At 48.6% G+C, this 22,250-nt stretch carries 18 protein-coding genes; 9 read left to right on the top strand and 9 right to left on the bottom strand.

Going from position 1 to position 22,250, the window contains the following annotated elements; all coding sequences use genetic code 11:
- Positions 1-2: 2 nt before the first annotated feature.
- The 3 genes from EH243_RS08710 (at position 3) to EH243_RS08700 (ending at position 5,749) form a co-directional block, all read left to right on the top strand.
- The gene (locus EH243_RS08710) at positions 3-1,127 is read left to right on the top strand and encodes an ABC transporter permease (protein WP_126158261.1); all 1,125 of its coding nucleotides are present in this window, start codon (positions 3-5) and stop codon (positions 1,125-1,127) included.
- A 297-nt stretch (positions 1,128-1,424) separates the two neighbouring features.
- Positions 1,425-3,338 (top strand): PHA/PHB synthase family protein, encoded by a 1,914-nt coding sequence (locus EH243_RS08705; RefSeq protein WP_126158260.1) that lies wholly within the window; start codon positions 1,425-1,427, stop codon positions 3,336-3,338.
- An 11-nt stretch (positions 3,339-3,349) separates the two neighbouring features.
- Entirely contained in the window at positions 3,350-5,749 is a 2,400-nt protein-coding gene (locus EH243_RS08700) for a plasma-membrane proton-efflux P-type ATPase (protein WP_126158259.1), read from the top strand.
- A gap of 375 nt (positions 5,750-6,124) precedes the next feature.
- Here the strand turns inward: EH243_RS08700 and EH243_RS08695 are convergent, their stop codons facing one another.
- The 6 genes from EH243_RS08695 to EH243_RS08670 all read right to left on the bottom strand — a co-directional run bounded on the left by EH243_RS08695 (position 6,125) and on the right by EH243_RS08670 (position 11,972).
- A complete protein-coding gene (locus tag EH243_RS08695) occupies positions 6,125-7,318 on the bottom strand; it encodes a hypothetical protein (protein WP_126158258.1) in 1,194 nt (397 codons plus the stop codon).
- 10 nt (positions 7,319-7,328) lie between these two features.
- A complete protein-coding gene (locus EH243_RS08690) occupies positions 7,329-8,771 on the bottom strand; it encodes a DUF6844 domain-containing protein (protein WP_126158257.1) in 1,443 nt (480 codons plus the stop codon).
- Between the two features lie 20 nt (positions 8,772-8,791).
- A complete protein-coding gene (gene lpoB, locus EH243_RS08685) occupies positions 8,792-9,415 on the bottom strand; it encodes a penicillin-binding protein activator LpoB (RefSeq protein WP_126158256.1) in 624 nt (207 codons plus the stop codon).
- Complete coding sequence (locus EH243_RS08680) at positions 9,412-9,825, bottom strand: YcfL family putative periplasmic lipoprotein (protein WP_164549076.1); 414 nt, start codon at positions 9,823-9,825, stop codon at positions 9,412-9,414. Before EH243_RS08680 ends, lpoB begins: the two co-directional genes overlap by 4 nt.
- A 13-nt stretch (positions 9,826-9,838) precedes the next feature.
- Entirely contained in the window at positions 9,839-11,293 is a 1,455-nt protein-coding gene (locus EH243_RS08675; RefSeq protein ID WP_126158254.1) for a COG3014 family protein, read from the bottom strand.
- Positions 11,294-11,786: 493 nt separating this feature from the next.
- Complete coding sequence (locus EH243_RS08670) at positions 11,787-11,972, bottom strand: hypothetical protein (protein ID WP_126158253.1); 186 nt, start codon at positions 11,970-11,972, stop codon at positions 11,787-11,789.
- A gap of 214 nt (positions 11,973-12,186) precedes the next feature.
- Here EH243_RS08670 and dnaX point away from each other — a divergent pair, with 214 nt between their 5' ends.
- The 6 genes from dnaX (at position 12,187) to EH243_RS08640 (ending at position 17,272) form a co-directional block, all read left to right on the top strand.
- Positions 12,187-14,322 carry a DNA polymerase III subunit gamma/tau gene (gene dnaX, locus EH243_RS08665; protein ID WP_126158252.1) on the top strand — a complete coding sequence of 712 codons (2,136 nt, stop codon included), beginning with the start codon at positions 12,187-12,189 and terminating at the stop codon, positions 14,320-14,322.
- 95 nt (positions 14,323-14,417) lie between these two features.
- On the top strand, positions 14,418-14,744 hold the full coding sequence (locus tag EH243_RS08660; protein ID WP_126158251.1) for a YbaB/EbfC family nucleoid-associated protein: 327 nt from the start codon (positions 14,418-14,420) through the stop codon (positions 14,742-14,744).
- Positions 14,745-14,757: 13 nt separating this feature from the next.
- The gene (recR, locus tag EH243_RS08655) at positions 14,758-15,357 is read left to right on the top strand and encodes a recombination mediator RecR (protein WP_126158250.1); all 600 of its coding nucleotides are present in this window, start codon (positions 14,758-14,760) and stop codon (positions 15,355-15,357) included.
- Between the two features lie 7 nt (positions 15,358-15,364).
- Positions 15,365-16,531 (top strand): ribonuclease D, encoded by a 1,167-nt coding sequence (rnd, locus tag EH243_RS08650; protein ID WP_126158249.1) that lies wholly within the window; start codon positions 15,365-15,367, stop codon positions 16,529-16,531.
- A 10-nt stretch (positions 16,532-16,541) separates the two neighbouring features.
- Complete coding sequence (locus tag EH243_RS08645; protein WP_126158248.1) at positions 16,542-16,832, top strand: YcgL domain-containing protein; 291 nt, start codon at positions 16,542-16,544, stop codon at positions 16,830-16,832.
- Entirely contained in the window at positions 16,832-17,272 is a 441-nt protein-coding gene (locus EH243_RS08640; protein WP_126158247.1) for a YcgN family cysteine cluster protein, read from the top strand. The genes EH243_RS08645 and EH243_RS08640 overlap by 1 nt, the downstream gene beginning before the upstream one ends.
- 137 nt (positions 17,273-17,409) lie before the next feature.
- Here EH243_RS08640 and rpsA read toward each other — a convergent pair whose 3' ends face one another.
- The 3 genes from rpsA to EH243_RS08625 all read right to left on the bottom strand — a co-directional run bounded on the left by rpsA (position 17,410) and on the right by EH243_RS08625 (position 22,193).
- Complete coding sequence (gene rpsA, locus EH243_RS08635) at positions 17,410-19,089, bottom strand: 30S ribosomal protein S1 (protein WP_126158246.1); 1,680 nt, start codon at positions 19,087-19,089, stop codon at positions 17,410-17,412.
- Between the two features lie 248 nt (positions 19,090-19,337).
- Entirely contained in the window at positions 19,338-20,045 is a 708-nt protein-coding gene (locus tag EH243_RS08630; protein ID WP_126158245.1) for a hypothetical protein, read from the bottom strand.
- Between the two features lie 66 nt (positions 20,046-20,111).
- Positions 20,112-22,193: a carboxy terminal-processing peptidase gene (locus EH243_RS08625; protein WP_126158244.1), complete on the bottom strand. Its 2,082-nt coding sequence runs from the start codon at positions 22,191-22,193 to the stop codon at positions 20,112-20,114.
- Between the last annotated feature and the right edge of the window lie 57 nt (positions 22,194-22,250).

Raw genomic sequence — 22,250 nt, 5'->3', positions numbered from 1 at the left:
TGATGAAAACTTGGATCAACATCTTCTGGCTTGGTCTTAAAGAGCTACGCAGTGTTTTTAGCGATGTGATGATCGTTGTGTTGATCGTCTATGCATTCAGTTTGGATATCTATGGGCAAGCAACCGCTACCAGTGAGTCGGTTAATAATGCCTCGGTTGCCATTGTCGATGAGGATCACTCGACGTTATCACGCTCGATCGCTAACGCGCTGTATCCCCCTTATTTTAAGATGCCGGTACTCATTTCACCGGCCGAGATTGATGAGGGGATGGATCTCGATAAGTTCATGTTTGTTATCGAGATTCCACCAAGATTTGAAGAAGATATACGTGCTAACCGTCAGCCGACGGTTAAGATAAATATCGATGCGACGGCGGTGACGCAGGCGAGTTTAGGTAATAGTTATATCCAAAATATAGTGTTTGATGAGGTGAATCACTTTATCAATCGCTCGGATGAAACCACCGATTATGCTGTGACATTGGTTCAACGCCGCGCGTTTAATCCCAACGGTACCGGTATGTGGTTTGGTGCGATCAATGCACTGATTAATCAGATATCGATGATCATGATTATTTTGACGGGTGCGGCGCTGTTGCGTGAACGTGAGCATGGCACCATCGAACATCTGTTAGTGATGCCGTTGAACTCGTTTCAGATCGTTATGTCTAAGGTTTGGGCGAATGGGTTGATCATTCTTGTGGTCTTTATGTTCTCGATGGTGTTTGTTGTCGAAATGATTCTTGATGTGCCGATTCATGGTTCGCGGTTGCTGTTTGTCGGCGGCACGATTCTCTATCTATTCGCCGCCGCCGCTATTGGTATCTTTTTGGGTACGCTGGCTCAAACAATGGCGCAGTTCGCGTTGTTGATGATCATGGTCATTATACCGATCACGATGCTCTCAGGTGGTTTAACACCGATTGAGAGTCAGCCGGATATTATTCAACCGGTCACTTGGCTGCTGCCTTCGCGTCACTACATGGCGTTTTCTCAAGCAGTGGTGTTCCGCGGGGCAGGGCTGAGTATTGTTTGGCCACAGTTGTTGATTATGACAGGCCTCGGCGCGATCTTTTTTAGCGCTAGTCTGGCGTTATTCCGACGTTCTATTGCCGTTAGCCATTAAGTAGCCTAAGCCGACTAAGCTCCCAGTCGACTATCGATTGAAGAGTGATTGAAGAGAGATTGAGGAGCGATAGACATCATATCGGCCTTCCCGTAATGCTTTAACGGATAGCGGGGTGCTCTATCGTCTTTATATAGTGGTGTAAATTAATTTATGCTGCTATGCACAATAAAATAGACTAATAAGCAAAGAAATCTCTATAAACCTAATCTGTCTCAATGCTGCACTGCAATATTTAGGCTATACTTTAGGTATTAAAGAGCATCATTTATATCTATTACATAAGAGGGATTTAGGATGGACTCGCAACCCTTAGAGCATGCAGACAACAATCAAACTGATTCAGTTGATGTGCATGAAACCAAAGCATTACCGTCCCCAACCAAATCACAAGCTGTTGACCAACCTCGTGGCGTGCAAACGCTCAAGTTACCGGCGAGTGTATCTGAATATTTAACCCATCTGTTTGAGCGAGATACTTCGTCCCCTGTTTCGTTGCAGGAAGCGATGGATCGGACGGTGAATGCGACCATGGCGCGCGTTACTGGAGGATTGTCTCCGGGAGGCTTAGCCGGAGCTTATGCCGATTGGGCGGTGCATTTGGCGATAGCCCCCGGTAAACAGGCACAACTCCTTGAGAAAGCGATTAAAAAAGCACTCAATCTTGCGAATTACGCGAGTTTTTCTGCGACCGGTATTGCCCAAGACGCGTCGGTGCCTTGTGTTGACCCTCTGCCGCAGGATAGACGCTTTAACGGCGAGGCTTGGCAAAAGTGGCCGTATAATGTGTTATATCAATCATTCCTGCTGAATCAGCAATGGTGGCATAGCGCTACCACCGGTGTACGCGGTGTCACGCAACAGCATGAAAATGTGGTCGAATTCGCTGCGCGCCAAATGTTGGATATCTTTTCGCCATCGAACTACCTGCTGACCAATCCGGAGCTGCTCGAGCAAACCGAAAGAGAGGGGGGCTTGAATTTACAGCGCGGCATGCAAAACTTTATTGATGACTTTGAGCGAACCATTAATGGTCAAAAGCCGGTCGGTACTGAAAACTTTCAGGTAGGTAAGAACCTCGGAGTCTCCCCCGGTAAGGTGATTTATCGTAACCGTCTGATTGAATTGATTCAGTATGATCCTGTCACTGAAGTGGTTCATCCTGAACCTATTCTCATCGTCCCTGCTTGGATCATGAAATATTACATTCTTGATCTATCACCGGAAAACTCTCTGGTTAAATATCTCACCGAACAGGGCTTCACTGTCTTCATGGTGTCATGGAAGAATCCTGACGTTGGGGATCGTGACTTAGGTATGGATGACTATCGCACCCTCGGTATTATGGATGCACTCAATGCCATCGGAGAGGTTACGGATCAGCCGATACATGGCGTGGGTTATTGTTTGGGTGGTACGTTGCTGTCTATTGCAGCGGCGGCGATGGCCCGTGATGGTGATGAACGCTTAAAAACATTGTCTTTATTTGCCGCACAAACCGATTTCACCGAAGCCGGTGAGTTGATGTTGTTTATCAATGAGAGCCAGGTGACTTTCCTTGAAGATATGATGTGGGAAAAAGGTTATCTCGATACTAAACAGATGTCGGGTGCCTTCCAGTTACTGCGTTCTAACGATTTGATCTGGTCCCGTATGGTGCATGATTACCTGATGGGTGAGCGGGCTAGCATGAACGATTTGATGGCGTGGAACAGTGATGCGACGCGCATGCCTTATAAAATGCACTCACAATATCTACGGCAGTTATTTCTTAATAATATGCTGGCTGAAGGCCGCTATACCGTGGATGGTCGGGCGATCGTTGTATCAGATATTCGTGCGCCTATTTTCATGGTGGGCACTGAGCGCGATCATGTTGCACCTTGGCGTTCGGTTTATAAGCTCAATCTACTGGCCGATACCGAAGTGACTTTCCTGTTGACAAGCGGTGGGCACAATGCGGGTATTGTCTCCGAGATCGGACACCCTCGCCGCCATTACCGTATCGCAACCAAAAAGCATGACGATCGCTATAAAGATCCGGATACTTGGTTTGCTGAAAATGATACCCACGAGGGTTCATGGTGGCCAGAATTTGTTTGTTGGTTAAAAGCCCGCTCGGGTGATCAAACCGCAGCGCCGTTGGATGCCGCCAAAAGTGGGCGCAAGCCTATCTGTGACGCCCCCGGAACCTATGTATTACAAGAGTGAGGGGAACCAAAATGCTTAATGATGCGAATGTTGGCACCCCCGAACGACATGATGACGGGCTTTCATCGGCGGAGGCTGCGCGTCTGCTCTCAGAGCAGGGGGCTAATGAGATCATTGAACAGCGGGAGAGTCCTCTTAAGAAGATTCTCTCCTATTTCTGGGGCCCGATCCCTTGGATGATTGAAGCGGCGGCGATTCTGTCGGCGCTGGCCCAAGACTGGCCTGATTTCTTTATCATTGTCACTATGCTTGCGGTGAATGCGGGGGTGGCTTTTTGGCAAGAACGAAAGGCTGATAATGCGGTTGAATTACTGAAGCAAAAACTTGCTACCCGAGCACGCGTGTTACGGGATGGTAAGTGGTGTGATGTGCCGGCCCGTGAACTGGTTTGCGGAGATCTCATTCACCTGCAATTAGGTGATGTGGTGCCCGCAGATGTTCAATTATTGAAAGGCTCAGGTCTTTCCATCGATCAGTCTGCCTTGACCGGCGAATCACTTCCCGTTGAGAAGAGTGCCGCCGACCCTGCGTACTCGGGTTCAATTGTTCGGGTCGGTGAGATGACCGCCCTGGTGACGGCGACGGGGATGCGAACCTTTTTTGGTAAGACGGCAGCCTTGGTTGAACGGGCGGGAGCACCATCGCATTTTCAGCAGGCAGTATTAAAAATTGGTAACGCCTTGATTATAGCTACCTTAGTGCTGGTGGCTGTGATTTTGGTTTATGGATGGTTCAGGGGCGACCCTCTGCTTGAAACGGTGCAGTTTGCATTGATCTTAACCATCGCCGCGATTCCCGTGGCGTTACCGGCGGTGTTGTCGGTCACGTTAGCAGTGGGAGCGATGACGTTGAGCCGTCTAGGCGCCATTGTTTCCCACCTTGCTGCCATAGAAGAGTTGGCCGGTATTGATGTGCTCTGCTCGGATAAAACCGGTACCTTGACCCAAAATAGATTGGTGGTGGGTACTCCCGCGCTGATTGAGGCGAAGGATACCGAGCAGGTGTTGCTCGCAGCCGCGTTGGCCTGTGAACAGGAAAGTAGCGATCCGATCGATACCTCTATTTTAGCGGCGCTTAAGGGCGTTGATAACTTAGCGCGGGCACAGGTTGAAAAGTTCACCCCCTTCGATCCCGTGAGCAAGATTGCCGAGGTCGAAGTAACGTTGGATGGCCAAGACCGGTATATCGCCAAGGGTGCTCCTCAGTCCATTTTAGCTTGGGCTAAGGCATCATCCGAGACACAGGCAGCGGTTGAGGTGCAGATTGAAACGTTAGCAGCCGGTGGTTACCGTGCATTGGCCGTAGCCGAACGTATTGGCGATCAGCCCGCTGAGGTTTTAGGCTTGCTACCCTTGTACGATCCTCCACGGGAGGATAGTGCGGAGACTGTTTCTGCACTAACCAAGTTGGGTGTGTCAGTTAAAATGGTGACCGGTGATCATATCGCTATCGCGCGGCAGATTGCTGGGCAGTTGGGCATCGGCTCTAATTTTATCACCGCCGATAAAGCCTTCGCCAAAGAGCATAAAATGACCGCCAGCGAGATTCTTGAGCGGGATGGTTATGCTCAGGTGTTTCCCGAACATAAATTTGAGATTGTCGAAACGCTACAATCCAGTGATCATCTCGTGGGTATGACTGGGGATGGTGTTAATGACGCCCCAGCCTTACGTCAGGCGGATGTGGGGATTGCGGTCAGTGGTGCCACCGATGCGGCACGGGCAGCAGCCGATTTAGTGTTAACCGAGCCGGGGCTGGGTGTTATCCGTCATGCCGTGGAAGAAGCGCGCCGTATTTTCGAGCGCATGACGGCCTATGCCATCTTCCGTATCAGTGAAACGGTGCGCGTGCTGCTGTTTATGACGCTATCGATACTGGTGTTTGATTTCTATCCGGTGACGGCTGCTATGATTGTGTTGTTGGCGCTGCTAAATGACTTCCCCATCATGATGATCGCCTATGATAATGCTCGCCCTGCACCACGACCGGTGCGCTGGGATATGCATCGGGTGCTTGTTCTGGCCAGCGTGCTGGGTACATTGGGGGTAATCTCGAGTTTCGGGATGTTCTGGATCGCCGAATCGATCTGGGAACTGCCTCGTCCGACGATTCAAACACTGATCTTCCTGAAGCTATTGGTTGCTGGTCACCTAACCATCTATCTGACCCGTAATGATGGCCATTTCTGGGATCGTCCGTTCCCGAGCTTGAAACTGTTCATCACCACGGAAGCAACGCAGGTGGTTGGTACCTTAGCCGCTGTGTATGGATGGTTTGTCGAACCGATCGGCTGGTCGTTGGCCCTAATCGTTTGGGGTTATGCGATCGTCTGGTTCTTGATTAACAATATGGCAAAGCGGGTTGTTCTGCATTATCTTGCCCGTGTAAAAAAGGCTAAAGAAGTCAATTAACATGAGTGTTTTTCGGACTGTCCCGAAATCATAGTAGTGTTTTTATAGCGCCGCGAGTGGATATATTACCACTCAGCGGCGTTTTGCTATCTGGTCTGGGCTGATCTATATATTGGTCTTTCACTGTTGAGTGTTCAGCACAATAACAACGGAGCTTTAGTGCAGTACAGCTGGGTTCGCTGGGTTGAGTTTGCCCTCTATAGCAGAGGCAGATTTTTTCATTCGTTTAATGTTTGAGTTGCTATATTAAGGTGTTATCTATAGCAGAGAAGGGCGAGTGTCGTGGGAATGGAAAAGAATGCTTATGATAGGGTTTAAACAATCCCAATCTGACGGCTGCCAATATGGACAACCGCCAGTTGGGTTAAAGGTGAGTTATCTTCGCAGTATAAAATTAGGCTCAATTAGTTCAGCTTCGCCCGTGAGGAGCTTTGCATAGGAAATTTTGGCCGTGGTGCGTAACACTTTGACGGTTGCAATTTGTTCTTCTAACTGACCAAGTGATTCCTTGGTATAGGGATCAAACATCTCATCGCCCTGTAAGAAAACATTCAGCACATCTCCTTTCTTTAAGGTTTTACCTCCCTGATTGATCACTACCGTTTTGCCTTTAACGGCTACCACCCGCATGGGATAAATATTTGCCAAGGCTTGTTGTGCAAGCTGTTCTGACAGTTCAGCGGTGATACCCGCTTGGGATGAGCCATATTTTTTCAACATAGCGCGGATGTCACGATCGCTGAACTTCAGGTTGATGGAATCAGACCATTTTACTTGGCGGGTAGAGGCGAGAATGATTTTATAGTCTAGCTGGGCGCTGCCGCTGTAGCTGACGACGGTTTCACCGGTTAGTTGGAGGGTTTTGGCATGTCTCGTACTGCGTACATTGCGAATGTTACCTACAACGATGTAATCGGCGCCTAGGACATTACCTATTTTAGCTTTTTCAGCCAAAGCCGCGTCATCACTGAGCCAGAGAGCCTTCTCTTGTTGGAATTCGGCACCGAACTCACGATCCAACACATTCACGCGGCGCGACTGGGTAAATTGATCCAGTGCGCGGTTGCGTAGCTCTGATTCAATTTTCGCTGCTGGTGTATGGTCTCCCAAGAGTGAGTAGCTACGTTTATCACTATGAAAGGGCATTATCGCCAGTGTGCGGCGGCTATCGGTCGGTAGACCGGGTTTGTCGTACTTGAGTACATGGAGGCTGACGTCAGCGCGGTAGCCGCCATCGGTCTCCTGTTCTACCGAATGGACGTCATAGCGTGATACTAACCCCTTGGTTTTAAGGCTGAGGTTGCCTTGATGAGCAACCTCGAACGCGCTGCTGGACTGCTCGCCTTCATTGTCACTAACGCTGGCCCGAGCGGACAGCGTTTGCATAACCTCACGGCTATCGATGCTGACACCCGTAGCTTGGCGTAAGCCCTGTACCAACGCATCGCTGATTGCCTGATTGCGGTTGTTACCATAGCCTACGGCATCGACGACCTGCTCTGCCGCGAAGCTGAAGCAGCTCCATAGCAGCACAGAGAGCGCCAGTAGTGTTTTTAGTAATGGTTGCATATTTCTATCCTTAGAAATCATCGGCCGACATCAGGTCGCGGCTTTGAGTCGTACCGGTCGTGTGAGTCTTACTATTGTGTTCCTGCGGCTTAGCTTGTTCCTGATGTTTGGGTTTGAAATTACGCATGTTACGAGCGTTTTGTTCTGAAACGGGGTGCCAAACGTAGATAACACCGTTAATTTCATTACCGTATTGCGGGTGTTTAGCTGTCCAGCGCAGTAACTGACGGGTGCCGGGTAGGTCTGAGATGCTGCCGCGGGCCGAAATCTCATTGTTGATTGCTTTTACCATTTCAATACGATTTTCTTCAGAGGTTATAACACCATCTTTTTCGGCTTCGACGATGCCATCCGTCACGTCTGTACTTTTTCTGCTACTGCTGGTTTCAGCATTGCCGACTGCATTCAGTAGATAAGCAAAGTTGGCGTAAGCATCTGCTTTGGCATATAGAAAGGCACCTTTACGGGCATTCATCTTACGGTTGAAGTCCGAACCGTTGTAACCTGTTCCTGCTTGACCAAAAGATACCAACACTGGGTAGCCATTTTCGTCATACATTTTGCGGATACCGAACTCATGGATCAGAGCGGCCTTGTTCTCTGAAAAACGCTCACGAAGCGATGGTCCGCCCACTTTCTTAGGGTTAGGGGCTAGATCGCCTTTGCTTTGTTTCATATCGTAAATGAATTGACGCATCTTATCTGAGGCAACCACGATAACGGCAATGGCATGACGACCTTCGGCATCATTTGCTTCAAATGTTTTGACAGGTACCAGTCCTGTCAGGCTAGCGCGTGCACGGGTTGTAATTTGCTCGCTGATGGAGTTTTCAAATAGGCGGGCACGTTTGGCGGGAGGGGCTGCGTTAAATTCATCTGGATTAATTCCCAGCTTGCTGAGTTGTTCATCCAGTTTACCTCCAGCCAATGCGACTGCTTTATTGAGCACCTCTTCGAGCTTGTTCGAACTCTGTAACTCTGCCGGTGAGAATGTTGGCATTTGGCTCTTATCGTCAAATAATTTGCTAACGGTTTCAGCGCGAGAGCTTATACCTTCAAATTCGATAAATTGTGCCTGTGCATTCATCAGGGCGTCTTTATACGCCATCAGACGATGGTCAGCCCAGTCAGCAGCATCCGGCGTAACTTTTACAAAGGAGCTTCCTTCGGCCATAAAAATATCGCCACTTTCGGCCAGTCGAGACAAACTAGCACCTGCACCTTGTTTCCAATTGTCGATCTGTTCCATCAGCATCATACCTGGGTCAACCGGTGCAGGTTCGGCTGCTTCTGCGGCAGCTAGGTCAACTGAGTCTGTTTGGGCTGGGACCGGTGCAGTATCCTGTTCTGTCGCTAGCGTTTCTGCTGGGTTAGATTCGGTTTGTGCATGTACCGTTATCGCCATGCCACTGATGGCCAGCGCCAGTGCGGTTTGTTTGAAGAGCATTTTCATCATCGTATTCCTTTACGTTATTACCAAGAGGTCCCTTTGGCGCTACCAATTTTACGAATAGGTGTTTCGCCTTCCCACACGGCTAGGCCATGTTTGAGGTCTGTGAGTGACAGTTGGAAGTAATATTCCACCAGTTGGCGGTCGTCATCAACACGGTTATTTCTTTGAATGATTTTACCGGAAAGGCTCATGTTGGGAGCAGTAAACGACTGTTTAACCAGGCTGTTGCGATCGACTTTTCGAGACTCTCTTAGCTCACTGTAAACAGAGTTCATTTGGTCTTCAGCGCCATTTAAACCGATGGCCGTTGTGGTCATCACTTTGCCGCTGCGTAACAATTCAATACGAATCTTTTTGACCAATTGGTCGGTATCGATACGTTGCATGGTGTCGTTGATAATGGAAGAAATCACCATGATGTTCTTTTTTCCATCATTGCGGTCAACGGCTCCCGATGACAGCAGGGATTGTACGGCGTCAACGGAGGCCTGCTCGAAATCTTTAGCGCTTAAACCCATTGTAATCGGTTCATCCGTTGCGCCAGGTGTCAACATTTGGGTTTTTGGTGTGCAACCACTAGCGATGAGCACGAAGGCTGATAGGGCAATAACTTTAGTCGTTTGAGCAGAGAATAGGGTTCTCATCGATTGTTTCCTTGAGGTTGGGGCGATTGTGCATGAGCATCGGATAGAAATACTTTATAGCTGACCGCTTTTGGGCTGGTGGCGAGACGGTTGATCGTTATCGGTTCATGTGGAGCGGTTTCTAATGCTTCCCAGCGAGAGGTCAGGCTGTTTATTTCAAAACCAGCTTCATCAAACCATGTGAACTTATAGCGCAGCGTTTTGCTGCTACTCGAAGCATTGACTGCTTGAATAGAGACACGTAATAAATGGCCTTCGGTGTATCCATCGGTGAGTGAATCAATGGCTAAAAAGCTTTTAGCGCCCTGACCAAACACCAGTTGTGGATAATCAGGTGATCTGACCTGTTGTGTTTGGCATCCCGCTAAGAGTGTTAATGGGAGTAGGGCCGTCAGTATCAATTTTTTCATAAGCATCCTTTAATCAGGCATCGAAACTTGTAAGTTTATAGATAGGTGTACTGCCAGGTGCTGTTGCTTTGACGTAGATCACCGTAAAGCGGCTGTCTGGTAAATCGATTTTTAGGGGGGCCGGGAAACCAGGAGCATTAATGTTCAGGGTATTGCTTTTAGGTTTTCTGATTCTGGCTAGCTGAACTTCCTTAGGCAGAGAGCTCCAGCTGCGGGTATCCACGTGAGTCGTCGCGACCTGATACACTGCGGCGAGTAATCCGCCTACCGCACCGGCTTCTTTTTTAGCTTTATATTGAATGTATGCTTTGATGAGTGAACTGCTAATAGCTTCAGTGACTTTTAATGGAAACTCTTTTTTAAACTCAGTTTGAATAACACGATCGATATCGGCTAATTGGGTCGTTTTACCTAAGGATTTTTTGCCATCAAAAATTTCAAGGTAAGGGTAAGCTTTTGCTCGATGACTCAGTTTTGGCAATGCAATCTGTGCATAGTCGACTTTATTGTTCACGAGGAATAGAGGGATAGGGATCAGCGTTTCTTTGATGGTGGGGGCTAGGCCATTTTCAAAAATGACCCAGACGGCGGGGTTTAAGCGTTTCTTGCTCCATTGACCTCGACGTAATTTGTCCGCGACTTTTAGGTCGGTTTTGACGGCTGGGTTGTTAGGATTCATGCCAGCGACTCTGCGCATGGATGTGCGGGCTTTACTCAGGTCTGATTTGTCCTGGCTGGAGAGCATGAAATAAAGGCCGTGTAGGTAATCAGTATAGGGGTTTACATAATCAGGATAGGCTTGCCACTCTTTTAGCTCGGGGTATTGCTTATAAACAACTGATTCGGACTGAGTGCTACTTCTTTGATAATCAAAAGGACTACTTTTATCCGTTGAAGTCTCGGAGTGTTTAGCTTTGGCTTCTTTTTCTGCGAGTTCTTTCTGCTTTTCAGCCAGTTTATCTTTAAACTCCTCTTCGGCGCGCCGTTGACGATCGGCGGCGCGGTTAAACTCGATTCGAGCATTTTGGAAGTCATGTAAGAACATGCTATTAAAGGCTTTATAGGTATTCGTCATAACGCCATCGTAAACGGTCGGGGAATACCGGTTTAGGCTGTTGTTGACGAGGGCTGTCGTGATTATCTCAAGCCCTTTGCGGCCAACATTCTCGGTATCCTCAGCTTTCATCATTGATTCTGCTGAATCAAATACCTTGTTACTAAACTCATATTGACCAAGGGCGCTTAATGCGGTGCCTCCTTGAAGCGACCACAGCAAGCTATTGGATTCACCATCAGGGGTTATATCACCTGCGCTTAGGGCTGTGTCGGCTGCTGCTTGAAATTGGCCTGTTTCAAATTGCTGGTCAAAACTGCTAGATTGTTGCTTGGTTTGAATGGCATTACAGCCGGCTAACGATAGTGCTGTAAAAAGCAGAAAAACGGATCTTTTTGACTCTTTAGTTCGCATGCAAAGTCCCTTTGGCGAAGTTAAATCTGTTTTATATCAACAGTATATGAGCGAGCGAGGGTATCGATAACTGAATTCAATGCCTATAGGAAAAATTCTTACTTTTATGCTGTAAATTGAAAAGAGTACCCAAAATGACATGTGCCTTTCGGTTTGAATCTGTCATGCATCGATCTGTTTGAATATTCGAGATCTGTATGAAAGCGGATAAGAAGACGGGTTATTGACCTATGGTGGCGAAATCTTTTAGCTGTGATGGGGTGTTAATAGATATTATTCATGCGAGGTAAGTACGGATACGGTTGTGCTGGTTAGTGTTGAAGGGCACTGAATTACGTCAAAGAAATATACTGAATGAGAAACGCTAAAATAAGCATCTCCTTTAGATTCATAGCAAATGCTGGTGCTATCGTTTGATAGTGTCTATCGCAATGCACCGGCTTATGATTTGAATCTCATATCCGGTGCGTATATGAATGCCAGAGGCAAGCGATTAATGTGAACTGAGTTCAATGACCTCCAAAGAAATCATGTCATGGCTGACGGTGATCCATTCGATCGACTCTTCAGTGAGGATCTCGACAGGGCAGTGTTGATCCTGAAAATGAATGATTTCCTCTTGTTCAATGAGGCGATGACGCCTGACGGCATATTCGGGTGCACTGTTTGCTTTTTTCATTTTTTTATCCTCGTCGGCGGAAGATTATAGTTGTCTATGTAAGTTAGATCATGAATGGTGAATTTGCTAAGAACTGTTTTCATGTAAAAACGGATGTGCGTGAGTCCTCGCAATTTAGTTACCACTAAATAGGCGGTTTCGCTGGCGATATCAGGCGGTTACCGTTAGCATTGGTAGCCATGAATAAACACCCCTCTCATATAGATTTGCAACGATGAGTTATCAGGTACTGGCGCGTAAATGGCGTCCCGCAAAATTTACAGAAATGGTCGGTCAGGAGCATGTGCTCAAGGCGTTGGTTAATGCGCTGGATGACGACCGGCTGCATCATGCCTATCTATTTACCGGCACCCGCGGTGTGGGTAAAACGTCGATCGCCCGCTTGTTTGCTAAATCACTTAACTGCGAGAAAGGTGTTTCTTCCACCCCTTGCGGTGAATGTTCTGCTTGTCGTGAGATAAGTGAAGGTCGTTTTGTCGATCTGATTGAAGTGGATGCGGCATCACGTACCAAGGTCGAAGACACCCGCGAACTGATGGAAAATGTTCAGTACGCCCCGACCCATGGCCGATTTAAAGTGTATCTCATCGATGAGGTGCACATGCTGTCTACGCACTCCTTCAATGCGCTACTGAAAACATTGGAAGAGCCGCCACCACACGTTAAGTTTTTGCTGGCCACCACCGATCCACAGAAGTTACCGGTAACCATCCTGTCGCGCTGCTTGCAGTTCAATCTGAAGAATATGATCCCTGAGCGGATTGTTGAGCATCTGTGTCGGGTTTTAACCGCTGAAACGATTCCTTATGAAGAGCCTGCACTCTGGCTATTGGCGCGCGCAGCCGATGGTTCTATGCGGGATGCACTGAGTCTGACCGATCAGGCGATCGCCTTTGGCGCAGGTGAGGTTGTTGAAAACGATGTGCGGGCGATGCTGGGCACCATTGATCAGCGGTTGGTCTATCGTTTAGTGGAAAACCTAGCGGCCCATGATGCAAGAGCGTTATTGACCGCAGTGGATGAATTGGCCCGCTATTCGCCGGATTACAGTGCGGTATTGGGTGACCTGATTAGTTTAATGCATCGCATTGCCCTCGCGCAGATCGTACCCGATGCCATCGATAACGGTTTGGGTGATCGAGAGCGGATACTCGATCTCGCCGGTCAGTTAACCGCTGAAGATGTGCAGTTGTTTTATCAGACCGCTTTGATGGGGCGTAAAGACCTACCCTTTGTACCGGATGCCCGAGAAGGGCTTGAGATGACGCTGATGCGGATGTTGGCATTCCGTCCAGTATCGGTGAGTCATCATGGGTTGAGTCAGCCGGAAGGGGCAGATAAGACGCTGGCACTTGAGTCATCGGCGACAACGGTTCCAGAGACGGCGGTCACGAGACAACGGGAGACGGTTGCTGTAAATGCGGCCGATAAGACGGTTGAGCCTGAATCTAAGCATTCAGCACCGGCAACGCCTGCGTCTACGCCATTGAGTTCAGCGCCTCAACCTGAGTCGCCTCCTGAGATTACTGCACCGCCATCGGCTTCGCCGCCGTTGCAGCAAGAGCCGCCCATGTATGATGAATCTTATCTGCAAAGTGGTTATGAGGAGCACCCGGGAAAAAAGTCTGAAGCTGATTTTGAACCGCGGGTTGCTGCGGGGACTGCCGCTGTCACTTCAACGGGCACTTCAGCGGGCAATCCACCGGTTGATCTGCCTTGGGAAGATAATAGTGCGCAGGCTTCGGGTTTATCTACTCGCGGACATATCAGCCAACTGGCTGCGGTGCCTGCCGCTGAGGTTAACCGCCAGAGCGCACCTGACTCAAGCGCTGACATAAGCTCTAATAAGCACCAAGAGCGTGTAGCGATGGATACGCGGTCAGAGCCTTCGCCTAGTGCGCCTGCTCAGCCTGCGGTGATGGCTGACGTCATTGAGCCCGCGGCTAACGTTAGTCAGGATATTGCAGAGTTTAATCCCGATCAGTGGGTGTTGTTAGTTGAGCTAATCGGTTTGAGTGGTATGACCTATAGCATCGCTTCCAATACGTCGTTGGAAACGGTAGACGATTGCTGGCGCTTTCATTATATGCATGAGCAGAAAGCACTGTTGAACGAAACGCATATTGGGCGGATTCGTGACTCTATTGGTCATTATTTTAATACGCCGGTTGAGGTAGAATTCAGTCTCGGCCGTTATGGTCGTGAAACGCCTAGCCAGTACCGTGACCGGAAACGGGCAGAGCGGTTGGCTGAAGCGGTTAGTTCCATTCAGAATGATCCGGTGGTACAAAGCGTCATAGAACGGTTTGACGCCCGAATCGATCTCGAATCGGTGCAGCCGATCGATTAAATCGATATATTAAAGCCGTTTAGCGGCCAGAATTTTAGCCGGACTCACATGCTGTTAAGCCTTGAGTTCGTGTTGTCACAAAGATAAGGAGCACTATGATGAAAGGTGGTATGGGTAACCTGATGAAGCAGGCCCAGAAGATGCAGGCTGATATGCAGAAAGCTCAAGAAGAGATCGCTAAGGCTGAGGTCAATGGCGAGTCTGGTGCTGGGCTGGTGAAAATTGTGATGAATGGACGTCATGATGTTCGTAGTGTCGCTATCGATGCAAGTCTGATGGAAGAGGATAAAGAGATCCTTGAAGACCTGATTGCCGCAGCCATCAACGACGCCGTGCGTAAAGTTGAGAGCACGACACAGGATCAGATGGCTAAAGTCACCGGCGGTATGGGTATGCCACCGGGCTTTAATATGCCGTTCTGAGGCGGTTGACACTATGTCGTTTAGCCCGCTTATTCAGGATTTAATTGATGCCTTTCGTGTGCTGCCAGGGGTCGGGCCGAAAACCGCCCAGCGGATGGCGTTTCATCTGCTCGAGCGTGATCGTCAAGGGGCGAATACGCTGTCGGCAGCGCTGACACTTGCCGCGGATAAGGTGGGGCACTGTGCCTGCTGCCGGACACTATCTGAAAATGAGTTGTGTGAGATTTGTGCCGATAATCGTCGGGATGAAACGCAGATCTGTGTGCTCGAGTCGCCGGTCGATATGTTGGCTATCGAGCAGACCGGTGGGTTTAACGGCGGCTATTTTGTGTTGATGGGTCACCTGTCACCGATTGATGGTGTCGGGCCGGATGATCTTGGATTGGATCAGTTGTTTAAGCGGCTAGAGTCCGGAACGGTTAAAGAGATGATTTTAGCCACCAACCCCACTGTTGAAGGTGAGGCGACCGCACACTTTATTGCCGAGCAGATAAAGCATCTGGATATCCGGGTAACGCGTATTGCCCACGGTGTGCCGGTTGGCGGTGAACTTGAATATGTTGATGGCGGAACCCTGGCCCATGCCATGGCGGGCCGCCGGGCGATGAACTGAGGGAAGCATGACAGACGCATATAACTGGCAACGACTGGAAGCTGCAGCGGATCAGCCGATCTGGATTACGGATGATGAAGCGCTTGCTCGCTATTGTCAGCAATGGCAAACACTGCCGTTGATTGCGTTGGATACTGAATTTATTCGGGTTGATACTTTTTATCCTATCCCCGGGTTGATACAGATCGCTGATGATCAGGCCTGTTATCTGATCGATCCCCTTAAGATCGAAAACTATGCACCGTTGGCGCAACTGTTTCGCAACCCAACCGTGCTTAAAGTACTGCACGCGGGTAATGAAGACTTAGAGCTTTTCCTCTATATGCTGGGGGATCTCCCTAGCCCGATCTTTGATACTCAGATAGCCGCCGGTTTTTTGGGCTGGGGCTTCTCGATGGGTTATCAACGGCTGGTGGAGCATGCGCTGGATGTTAAGCTGGAAAAAGGTGAGACCACCTCCGACTGGTTGCAACGTCCTTTAACCACCTCGCAGGAACATTATGCAGCATTGGATGTGGCTTATCTGCCGGTGCTGTGTCAGCGACAGATGGCTGAATTAAACGAGCGAGGGATGGCTGGCTGGGCAGAGGAAGAGACGGCACTGTTGCTGACGAATATTCCGGATACCGATCCGGATGGCGTTCGTTATTATCAGCGTTTTAGTCAAGCGTGGAATCTGCCACCGGTAAAAATGGCAGCACTGCGTGATCTGACGGCTTGGCGGGAACGTATTTCTCGTCAACGGGATGTGCCCCGTAATCGAGTGTTACGCAATCATGCGTTACTCGAGGTCATTAACCGCTGGCCAACAGATGCCCGTGAGCTTTCGCGGGTGCCTGAGGTCAGAATGCAGCAGGTTAAGCAGGATGGTGATGTCATCCTTGGCTATCTCAAAACCGCTGCCCAGTCGGCTGAGGCGAAGCCGCCCGAAGCTATCCAGCGACCTTTAAGTTATCAGTGGAATAAGCCGCTTAAAGTGTTGAAAGCGATGGCGCGCAAAAAAGCGGAAGAACTGAATATAGCCCCAGAAATACTGTTACGTAAGCGAGACCTAGAGGCGTTGATTAGAACGGAAAATCAGGGTCAATTCAGCCTTCCGCCAAGCCTGTCGGGCTGGCGTAAAGAGGTGATCGGTGATGCATTGCTAGAAAAGCTGCAGAGCCTAGATATTTAAGCAGAGTCCTATGAGAAAAATTTGTAGTGTATTTCGCAGCTCAAAAAAAGATGAGATGTATCTTTACGTTGAAAAAACGGAAAAGATGAAACGCGTGCCAGACCCTCTGAAAGAGATGTTTGGTGCACCCATCCATGTCTTTGATATGTTACTCACCGTTGAAAAAGAGTTATCACGGGTGGATGCAGCCAAGGTACTAGCCGATATTCATGAGAAGGGATATTTCTTGCAGATGCCGCCACCCAAAGATGATTATCTGCTGGACCTCTTTAAAGATCGTCCGCAAACAGGTGTGCGTTAGTGGCTGATCAGGTATTTTGGCGCTCTAAAACATTACCCGAGATGTCAGAGCCGGAGTGGGAGTCACTCTGTGATGGCTGCTCTCTGTGCTGTTTACATAAACTGGAAGATGAAGACACCGGTCAGGTGCACTATACCAGTGTGGTTTGCCATCTATTGGATATGGAGACGCTCTACTGTACGCAGTATGAGACCCGCTGTTCATTGGTGCCGCAATGCGTCAAGTTGCACCCGGAAGATGTGAAAGAGTTTCACTGGTTACCACCGAGCTGTGCGTATCGCTTGATTCATGAAGGTAAAGAGCTGCCGGATTGGCATCCCTTGGTGAGTGGCCGTCGAGAGTCGGTCAAAGAAGCGGGCGCATCGGTGCTTGATTGGTATGAAGTAACCGATGATAAGCTCAAGAGTGATGACGAATACTTCGATTATCTGCTGGATTAAACGTCGTCAGGGGCTGTTGAAATCTTTGCCTAGCTGCTGATAAGGGTAAAGATTTAAGGATAAAGAAGTAAGCGTTCAGAAGTAAAGAGTAACAATAAGGAGCGCCACGCGCTCCTTATGATGATCAACTAGGCTGTTTATTTCTTGCCTGCTAGTTGGGCTTTAATAAGATCACCAATGGTGGTTGGGCCAGCGGCATCAAAGGGCGCATCCGCGATGGCTTTGATCGCTGCTTTTTCGTCAGCTTGATCCTTCGCTTTGATTGATAGATTAATGGAACGATGACGGCGGTCGACATTAATAATCTTCGCTTCCACCTCTTCGCCCACTTTTAAAACAGTAGAGGCATCGTCAATACGTTCTATACTGATATCAGCCGCTTTTATATAGCCTTCAATACCCTCGGCGAGCTCAATCGTCGCACCCTTAGCATCGACCGATTTAACCGTGCCTTTCACAATGCTGTTTTTAGCATGTGCGGTGGTGTAGTCCGAGAAAGCATCGCCTTGCAACTGTTTGATGCCGAGTGAGATACGCTCTTTTTCCGCATCAATCGAGAGGATAACGGCTTCAACCGTATCACCCTTTTTATAGTCCCGTAGCGCCGCCTCTCCGTCGGTATCCCAAGAGATATCCGACATGTGCACCAAACCGTCCAAGTCGTTTTCTAGGCCGATAAAAATACCGAAGTCGGTGATGGTTTTAATCGCACCGCTGATCTTGTCGCCTGCAGAGTATTGTTCGGCGAAGCTTGTCCACGGATTTGCGGTGCATTGTTTGATGCCCAGCGAGATACGCCGACGTTCTTCATCAATCTCAAGAATCATCACATTCACGGTATCGCCGATCTGAACGACTTTAGAGGGGTGTACGTTTTTGTTAGTCCATGACATTTCAGACACATGCACCAAGCCCTCAACCCCATCTTCAATCGACGCGAAGCAGCCATAATCGGTTAGATTGGTTACGGTTGCAGGCACGATAGCGCCTGATGGATAACGTGTCTTGATGGATGACCAGGGGTCTTCTGCCAGTTGTTTTAGGCCTAGGGATAGGCGGTTGGTTTCTCTATCAAACTTAATGATTTGAACGGTAATTTCTTCACCCGGGGTGAGCATGTCGCTAGGGTGAGCGATACGTTTCCAAGCCATATCGGTGATGTGTAATAAACCATCGACACCGCCAAGATCAATGAAAGCACCATAGTTGGTCAGGTTTTTAACATAACCTTTAACCTGTTGCCCCTCTGTCAGGGTGGCGAGTAGTTCGTCCCGTTGCGCGCTGTTAGCTTCTTGCAAGACGGCGCGACGGGAGACCACGATGTTATTACGTTTAGGGTCCAGTTTTATCAGTTTGAACTCGAGTTCCTTACCCTCTAAATGGTTAATGTCTCTGACAGGACGTACATCCACCAGAGAACCCGGCAGGAAACCCTGGATGTTGTTGACACTCACCGTGAAGCCGCCATTGACTTTACCGTTGATATAACCCTTAACGGTTTCTTCGGCCTCAAAGGCTTTCTGTAATACTTCCCAAGCCTCGGCGCGTTTAGCTTTTTCACGGGATAAGCGGGTCTCGCCATTACCGTCTTCTACGCTTTCCAACGCGACTTTAACCATGTCTCCGACTTGAATTTCAAGTTCGTTGGCATCGTTGAGAAATTGATCACGAGCAATAATGGCCTCAGATTTTAGGCCTGCATTAACAGTCACCCAATCGTTATCGATATCAACCACCTCACCCATGACGAGGGTGCCCGGTTTCATATCGATATGGTGTAGGGATTCTTCGAATAATTCAGCAAAGCTTTCGGACATATGTATTCCTATAGGCTGACCCCTAGGAAAGGGGAGGGGCGCCGTGTTTACACCCGTACCATCAGCCCGGTACAGGTCCGGTTTTGGTTATCCTGATGAGCGCTGTAATGGCTGATAAAATGAGCGGCAGGCAAGAGGACAGGGTGCAAATTATAACGATTTTTGGGGAGGGGTAAAAGAGGATGTCTAGGTGTGAAACGCTGAGTTCTTCTGCTTAGTCTAGTGGGCGGTTAAGGTTGAACGAAGGGTTAGGGGGTTAAATAGGCTAAACGTTCTGCCAATAACTCTTGGCAAGGTTTGATGATGGCTTTGAGATCGCTTTTTAAGCGACTCGTCATTAGCTCGGTTTTGGACGTTTTAAAGTATTCCACCACTAGCTGTTCCTCTTCGCGATTATTCGCCGCGATATCCATGCCGTCACCGATACAGTACGCATAAACGGATAGGTGATTATTAACGATGGTGTCGATCTGATCTTGGTCGAGGAGTAGCTTATGGATGGTTAAATAACGTTTGTATTCTTGTGCGGCAGCCGCTGCCATTCCTTTGATTTGCGTGCTGGTGAATCGTTTGGACTCTGCCTGGCTAGCCAGTAGTTGTTTCATTCGCGCATGTACCGTAGAAACCTCTTCATTAAAGGTGTGGGGCGCATAGCGCTCATTGGTGTGCTTGTAATGTTCTAATTCGGCGACCTGTGCTTCTAAGCTGTTGATTTTATCTTGCATCACCACTGTTTTTTCAAGCAGTTCACGGCGTTCATCTTTGAGGGTGCTAATGATGCGTTGAGTGGGCGATATATCTGCTTGCTTGATACTGGGGTTGGTCGACGATGAGTCGGACGAATCCAGCGGAATAACTAACTCACCAAAGCCTTCAACCTTTTTGCGATTTTCTACCTGCTGGGCACTGATGGTGGAGTAGATGAAATACCCCACCAGTGCTGCAATGATTAGCATTAATGGCCCTCCGATAAACAGGACCATTTTTAGCTTGCTTAGCTGCATCAAATCGTCTCTTTAGCCTTAGTTTTTAACGGCGACATATTTGTTGGTTAACTCAATCATATCGAGTAATACATTGCCGGTTTCATTGAGCAAGGCCTCCTGCTCGGGGCTAATCGTGCGCCCTTGTGAATCTTTTTCCAGCAGGTCATCCAAGTCGGACAATTCCTTAATAGCTGGCAGGCCTTTCGCTGTTCGGCGTTTATTTTCCTGATCTAACAGCCACTGTTCTGAGCTTTCTCGCTCCGTTTCAATGGTTTTTTCATTCAGTGAGATCTCTTTATCCTGCTTATCTTCATGCATTCGCTTAATCTGTGCATTCATAAACAGGAAGTCAGGATCAAACTTTGTCCGCTCTTGGTGCCGGCTGGTGAGTGCCGGCAGAATTGATTTAAAGTTAATGTAACGCTGATGGGGGATTTCAGATACGGTGTCCCAAGGTAGAGCGCCGTCAAGCGCACTCTCGCCAATCTGATCGGTATCATACATGGTGGGCAGGGCAACATCGGGAACAACCCCTTTATGCTGTGTGCTTTCACCCGAGATACGATAAAACTTAGCATGGGTCAATTTAATTTGACCATGATGCAGTGGCGATAGGGTCTGCACGGTACCTTTGCCGAAGGTCTGACTACCGACGATGAGACCGCGTTGATAATCTTGAATAGCGCCGGCAAATATTTCGGAGGCGGAGGCGCTAAGGCGGTTAACCAAGACAGCCATTGGGCCGTTATAAGCCACTCGTGGATCTAGGTCGGCTTGAATGTTAACTCGATCTAACGGATCTCTAATCTGTACCGTTGGGCCTCGGCTGATAAATAGGCCGACCAGATCGTTCGCTTCACGCAGGGAACCACCGCCATTGTTACGTAGGTCGATGATCAAGCCGTCAATGCCTTCGGTTTTCAACTCGTTGATCAACTTAGCGGTATCGCGGGTGGTACTTTTATAATTGGGGTCGCCACGCTGTAGGGCGGCAAAGTCGATGTAAAAAGCTGGAATGCTGATGACACCCAATTTAAAGGGTTTACCTTCATGTTCAAGCTGAATAATCTTACTCTGTGCTGCCTGCTCTTCCAATTTGACTTTGTTACGGGTGATCTTGATAACTTTCTGTTGAGTATCATCGCCATCGGCAGGAATAATGTTGAGTCTCACGACGCTATCTTTTGGGCCGCGAATGAGATCAACGACTTCATCTAACCGCCAGCCGACCACATCTTCAATCTCACCCTCTTCGCCTTGACCAACACCAACAATCAGATCAGCCGGTTTTAGTTGGCCTGCTTTGTCGGCGGGGCCCGCTGGAACTAAACGGACGACTTTGGTGTTTTCATTTTCGCTCTGTAATACCGCGCCGATGCCTTCTAATGAAAGGCTCATGTTGATATTAAAGTTCTCCGACAGACGCGGGGAGAAGTATTGAGTGTGTGGATCAAACTGTTTGGTCAACGCGTTGGCGAAGTTTTGAAAGACATCTTCGCTGTTGGTTTGGGTCGCACGCTTTAGCTGGCTTTTATAGCGTTTGATCAGCAGTTCTTTGGCTTCATCGATGGATTTATCGGCAATTTTTAGGCCCAGTAGAGCGCTTTTTAGCCGTTTACGCCAAAACTCATCCATCTCGGTTTCGTTGGCTGCCCACTGGCTATCTTCACGATCGATAACAATGCTTTCATCAATACTGAAATCCACGTTATAGTCAGGACTTTCGAGTGTGGCGATGAGTTTTTCTAGACGACTCTCTGAGCGCTCTTGATAGCGGTTGAAGATGGCATAGGCTGCGGTCAGCTCACCCTGGCTGATTTCATCATCGATCAGGGTTCGGTACTGCTCGAAGTCGTCAATATCCGATTGATAAAAGAAGGCTTTAGAAGGGTCTAGGCTCTCTAAATACTGATCCAGTACTTTACTGGAAAGCGCATCATTCAAAACGATACGGTTATAGTGGTCCTGATTCAGAGAGGTGACGATATCGGTGATCGTCTGTTGGTGAATAGGCTCTGGTTGCAAAACAGATGTCATGGCGCTGGTTGGCAGCGCTATCAGCAGGCTCAGAGCAAGCGAAGGGGTGAGCAAGTGACGTAATTGGCGTGTGTATTTCAAGCTGTATGTTCCTGTTTTGCTACTACTTATAGTTTCTGAGACAGACAAATGACCAGC

It is taken from the genome of Amphritea opalescens (assembly GCF_003957515.1).
Classification (GTDB): Bacteria; Pseudomonadota; Gammaproteobacteria; order Pseudomonadales; family Balneatricaceae; genus Amphritea; species Amphritea opalescens.
The sequence above is the reverse complement of the archived record's forward strand: the minus strand, read 5'-3'. Positions and strand labels throughout refer to the sequence as shown.

What these genes read in the sequence shown, in the direction of transcription:
- EH243_RS08710 (WP_126158261.1), top strand. Translation starts at nt 3, where the DNA reads ATGAAAACTTGGATCAACATCTTCTGGCTTGGTCTTAAAGAGCTACGC.
- EH243_RS08705 (WP_126158260.1), top strand. Translation starts at nt 1,425, where the DNA reads ATGGACTCGCAACCCTTAGAGCATGCAGACAACAATCAAACTGATTCA.
- EH243_RS08700 (WP_126158259.1), top strand. Translation starts at nt 3,350, where the DNA reads ATGCTTAATGATGCGAATGTTGGCACCCCCGAACGACATGATGACGGG.
- EH243_RS08695 (WP_126158258.1), bottom strand. Translation starts at nt 7,318, where the DNA reads ATGCAACCATTACTAAAAACACTACTGGCGCTCTCTGTGCTGCTATGG.
- EH243_RS08690 (WP_126158257.1), bottom strand. Translation starts at nt 8,771, where the DNA reads ATGAAAATGCTCTTCAAACAAACCGCACTGGCGCTGGCCATCAGTGGC.
- lpoB (WP_126158256.1), bottom strand. Translation starts at nt 9,415, where the DNA reads ATGAGAACCCTATTCTCTGCTCAAACGACTAAAGTTATTGCCCTATCA.
- EH243_RS08680 (WP_164549076.1), bottom strand. Translation starts at nt 9,825, where the DNA reads ATGAAAAAATTGATACTGACGGCCCTACTCCCATTAACACTCTTAGCG.
- EH243_RS08675 (WP_126158254.1), bottom strand. Translation starts at nt 11,293, where the DNA reads ATGCGAACTAAAGAGTCAAAAAGATCCGTTTTTCTGCTTTTTACAGCA.
- EH243_RS08670 (WP_126158253.1), bottom strand. Translation starts at nt 11,972, where the DNA reads ATGAAAAAAGCAAACAGTGCACCCGAATATGCCGTCAGGCGTCATCGC.
- dnaX (WP_126158252.1), top strand. Translation starts at nt 12,187, where the DNA reads ATGAGTTATCAGGTACTGGCGCGTAAATGGCGTCCCGCAAAATTTACA.
- EH243_RS08660 (WP_126158251.1), top strand. Translation starts at nt 14,418, where the DNA reads ATGATGAAAGGTGGTATGGGTAACCTGATGAAGCAGGCCCAGAAGATG.
- recR (WP_126158250.1), top strand. Translation starts at nt 14,758, where the DNA reads ATGTCGTTTAGCCCGCTTATTCAGGATTTAATTGATGCCTTTCGTGTG.
- rnd (WP_126158249.1), top strand. Translation starts at nt 15,365, where the DNA reads ATGACAGACGCATATAACTGGCAACGACTGGAAGCTGCAGCGGATCAG.
- EH243_RS08645 (WP_126158248.1), top strand. Translation starts at nt 16,542, where the DNA reads ATGAGAAAAATTTGTAGTGTATTTCGCAGCTCAAAAAAAGATGAGATG.
- rpsA (WP_126158246.1), bottom strand. Translation starts at nt 19,089, where the DNA reads ATGTCCGAAAGCTTTGCTGAATTATTCGAAGAATCCCTACACCATATC.
- EH243_RS08630 (WP_126158245.1), bottom strand. Translation starts at nt 20,045, where the DNA reads ATGCTAATCATTGCAGCACTGGTGGGGTATTTCATCTACTCCACCATC.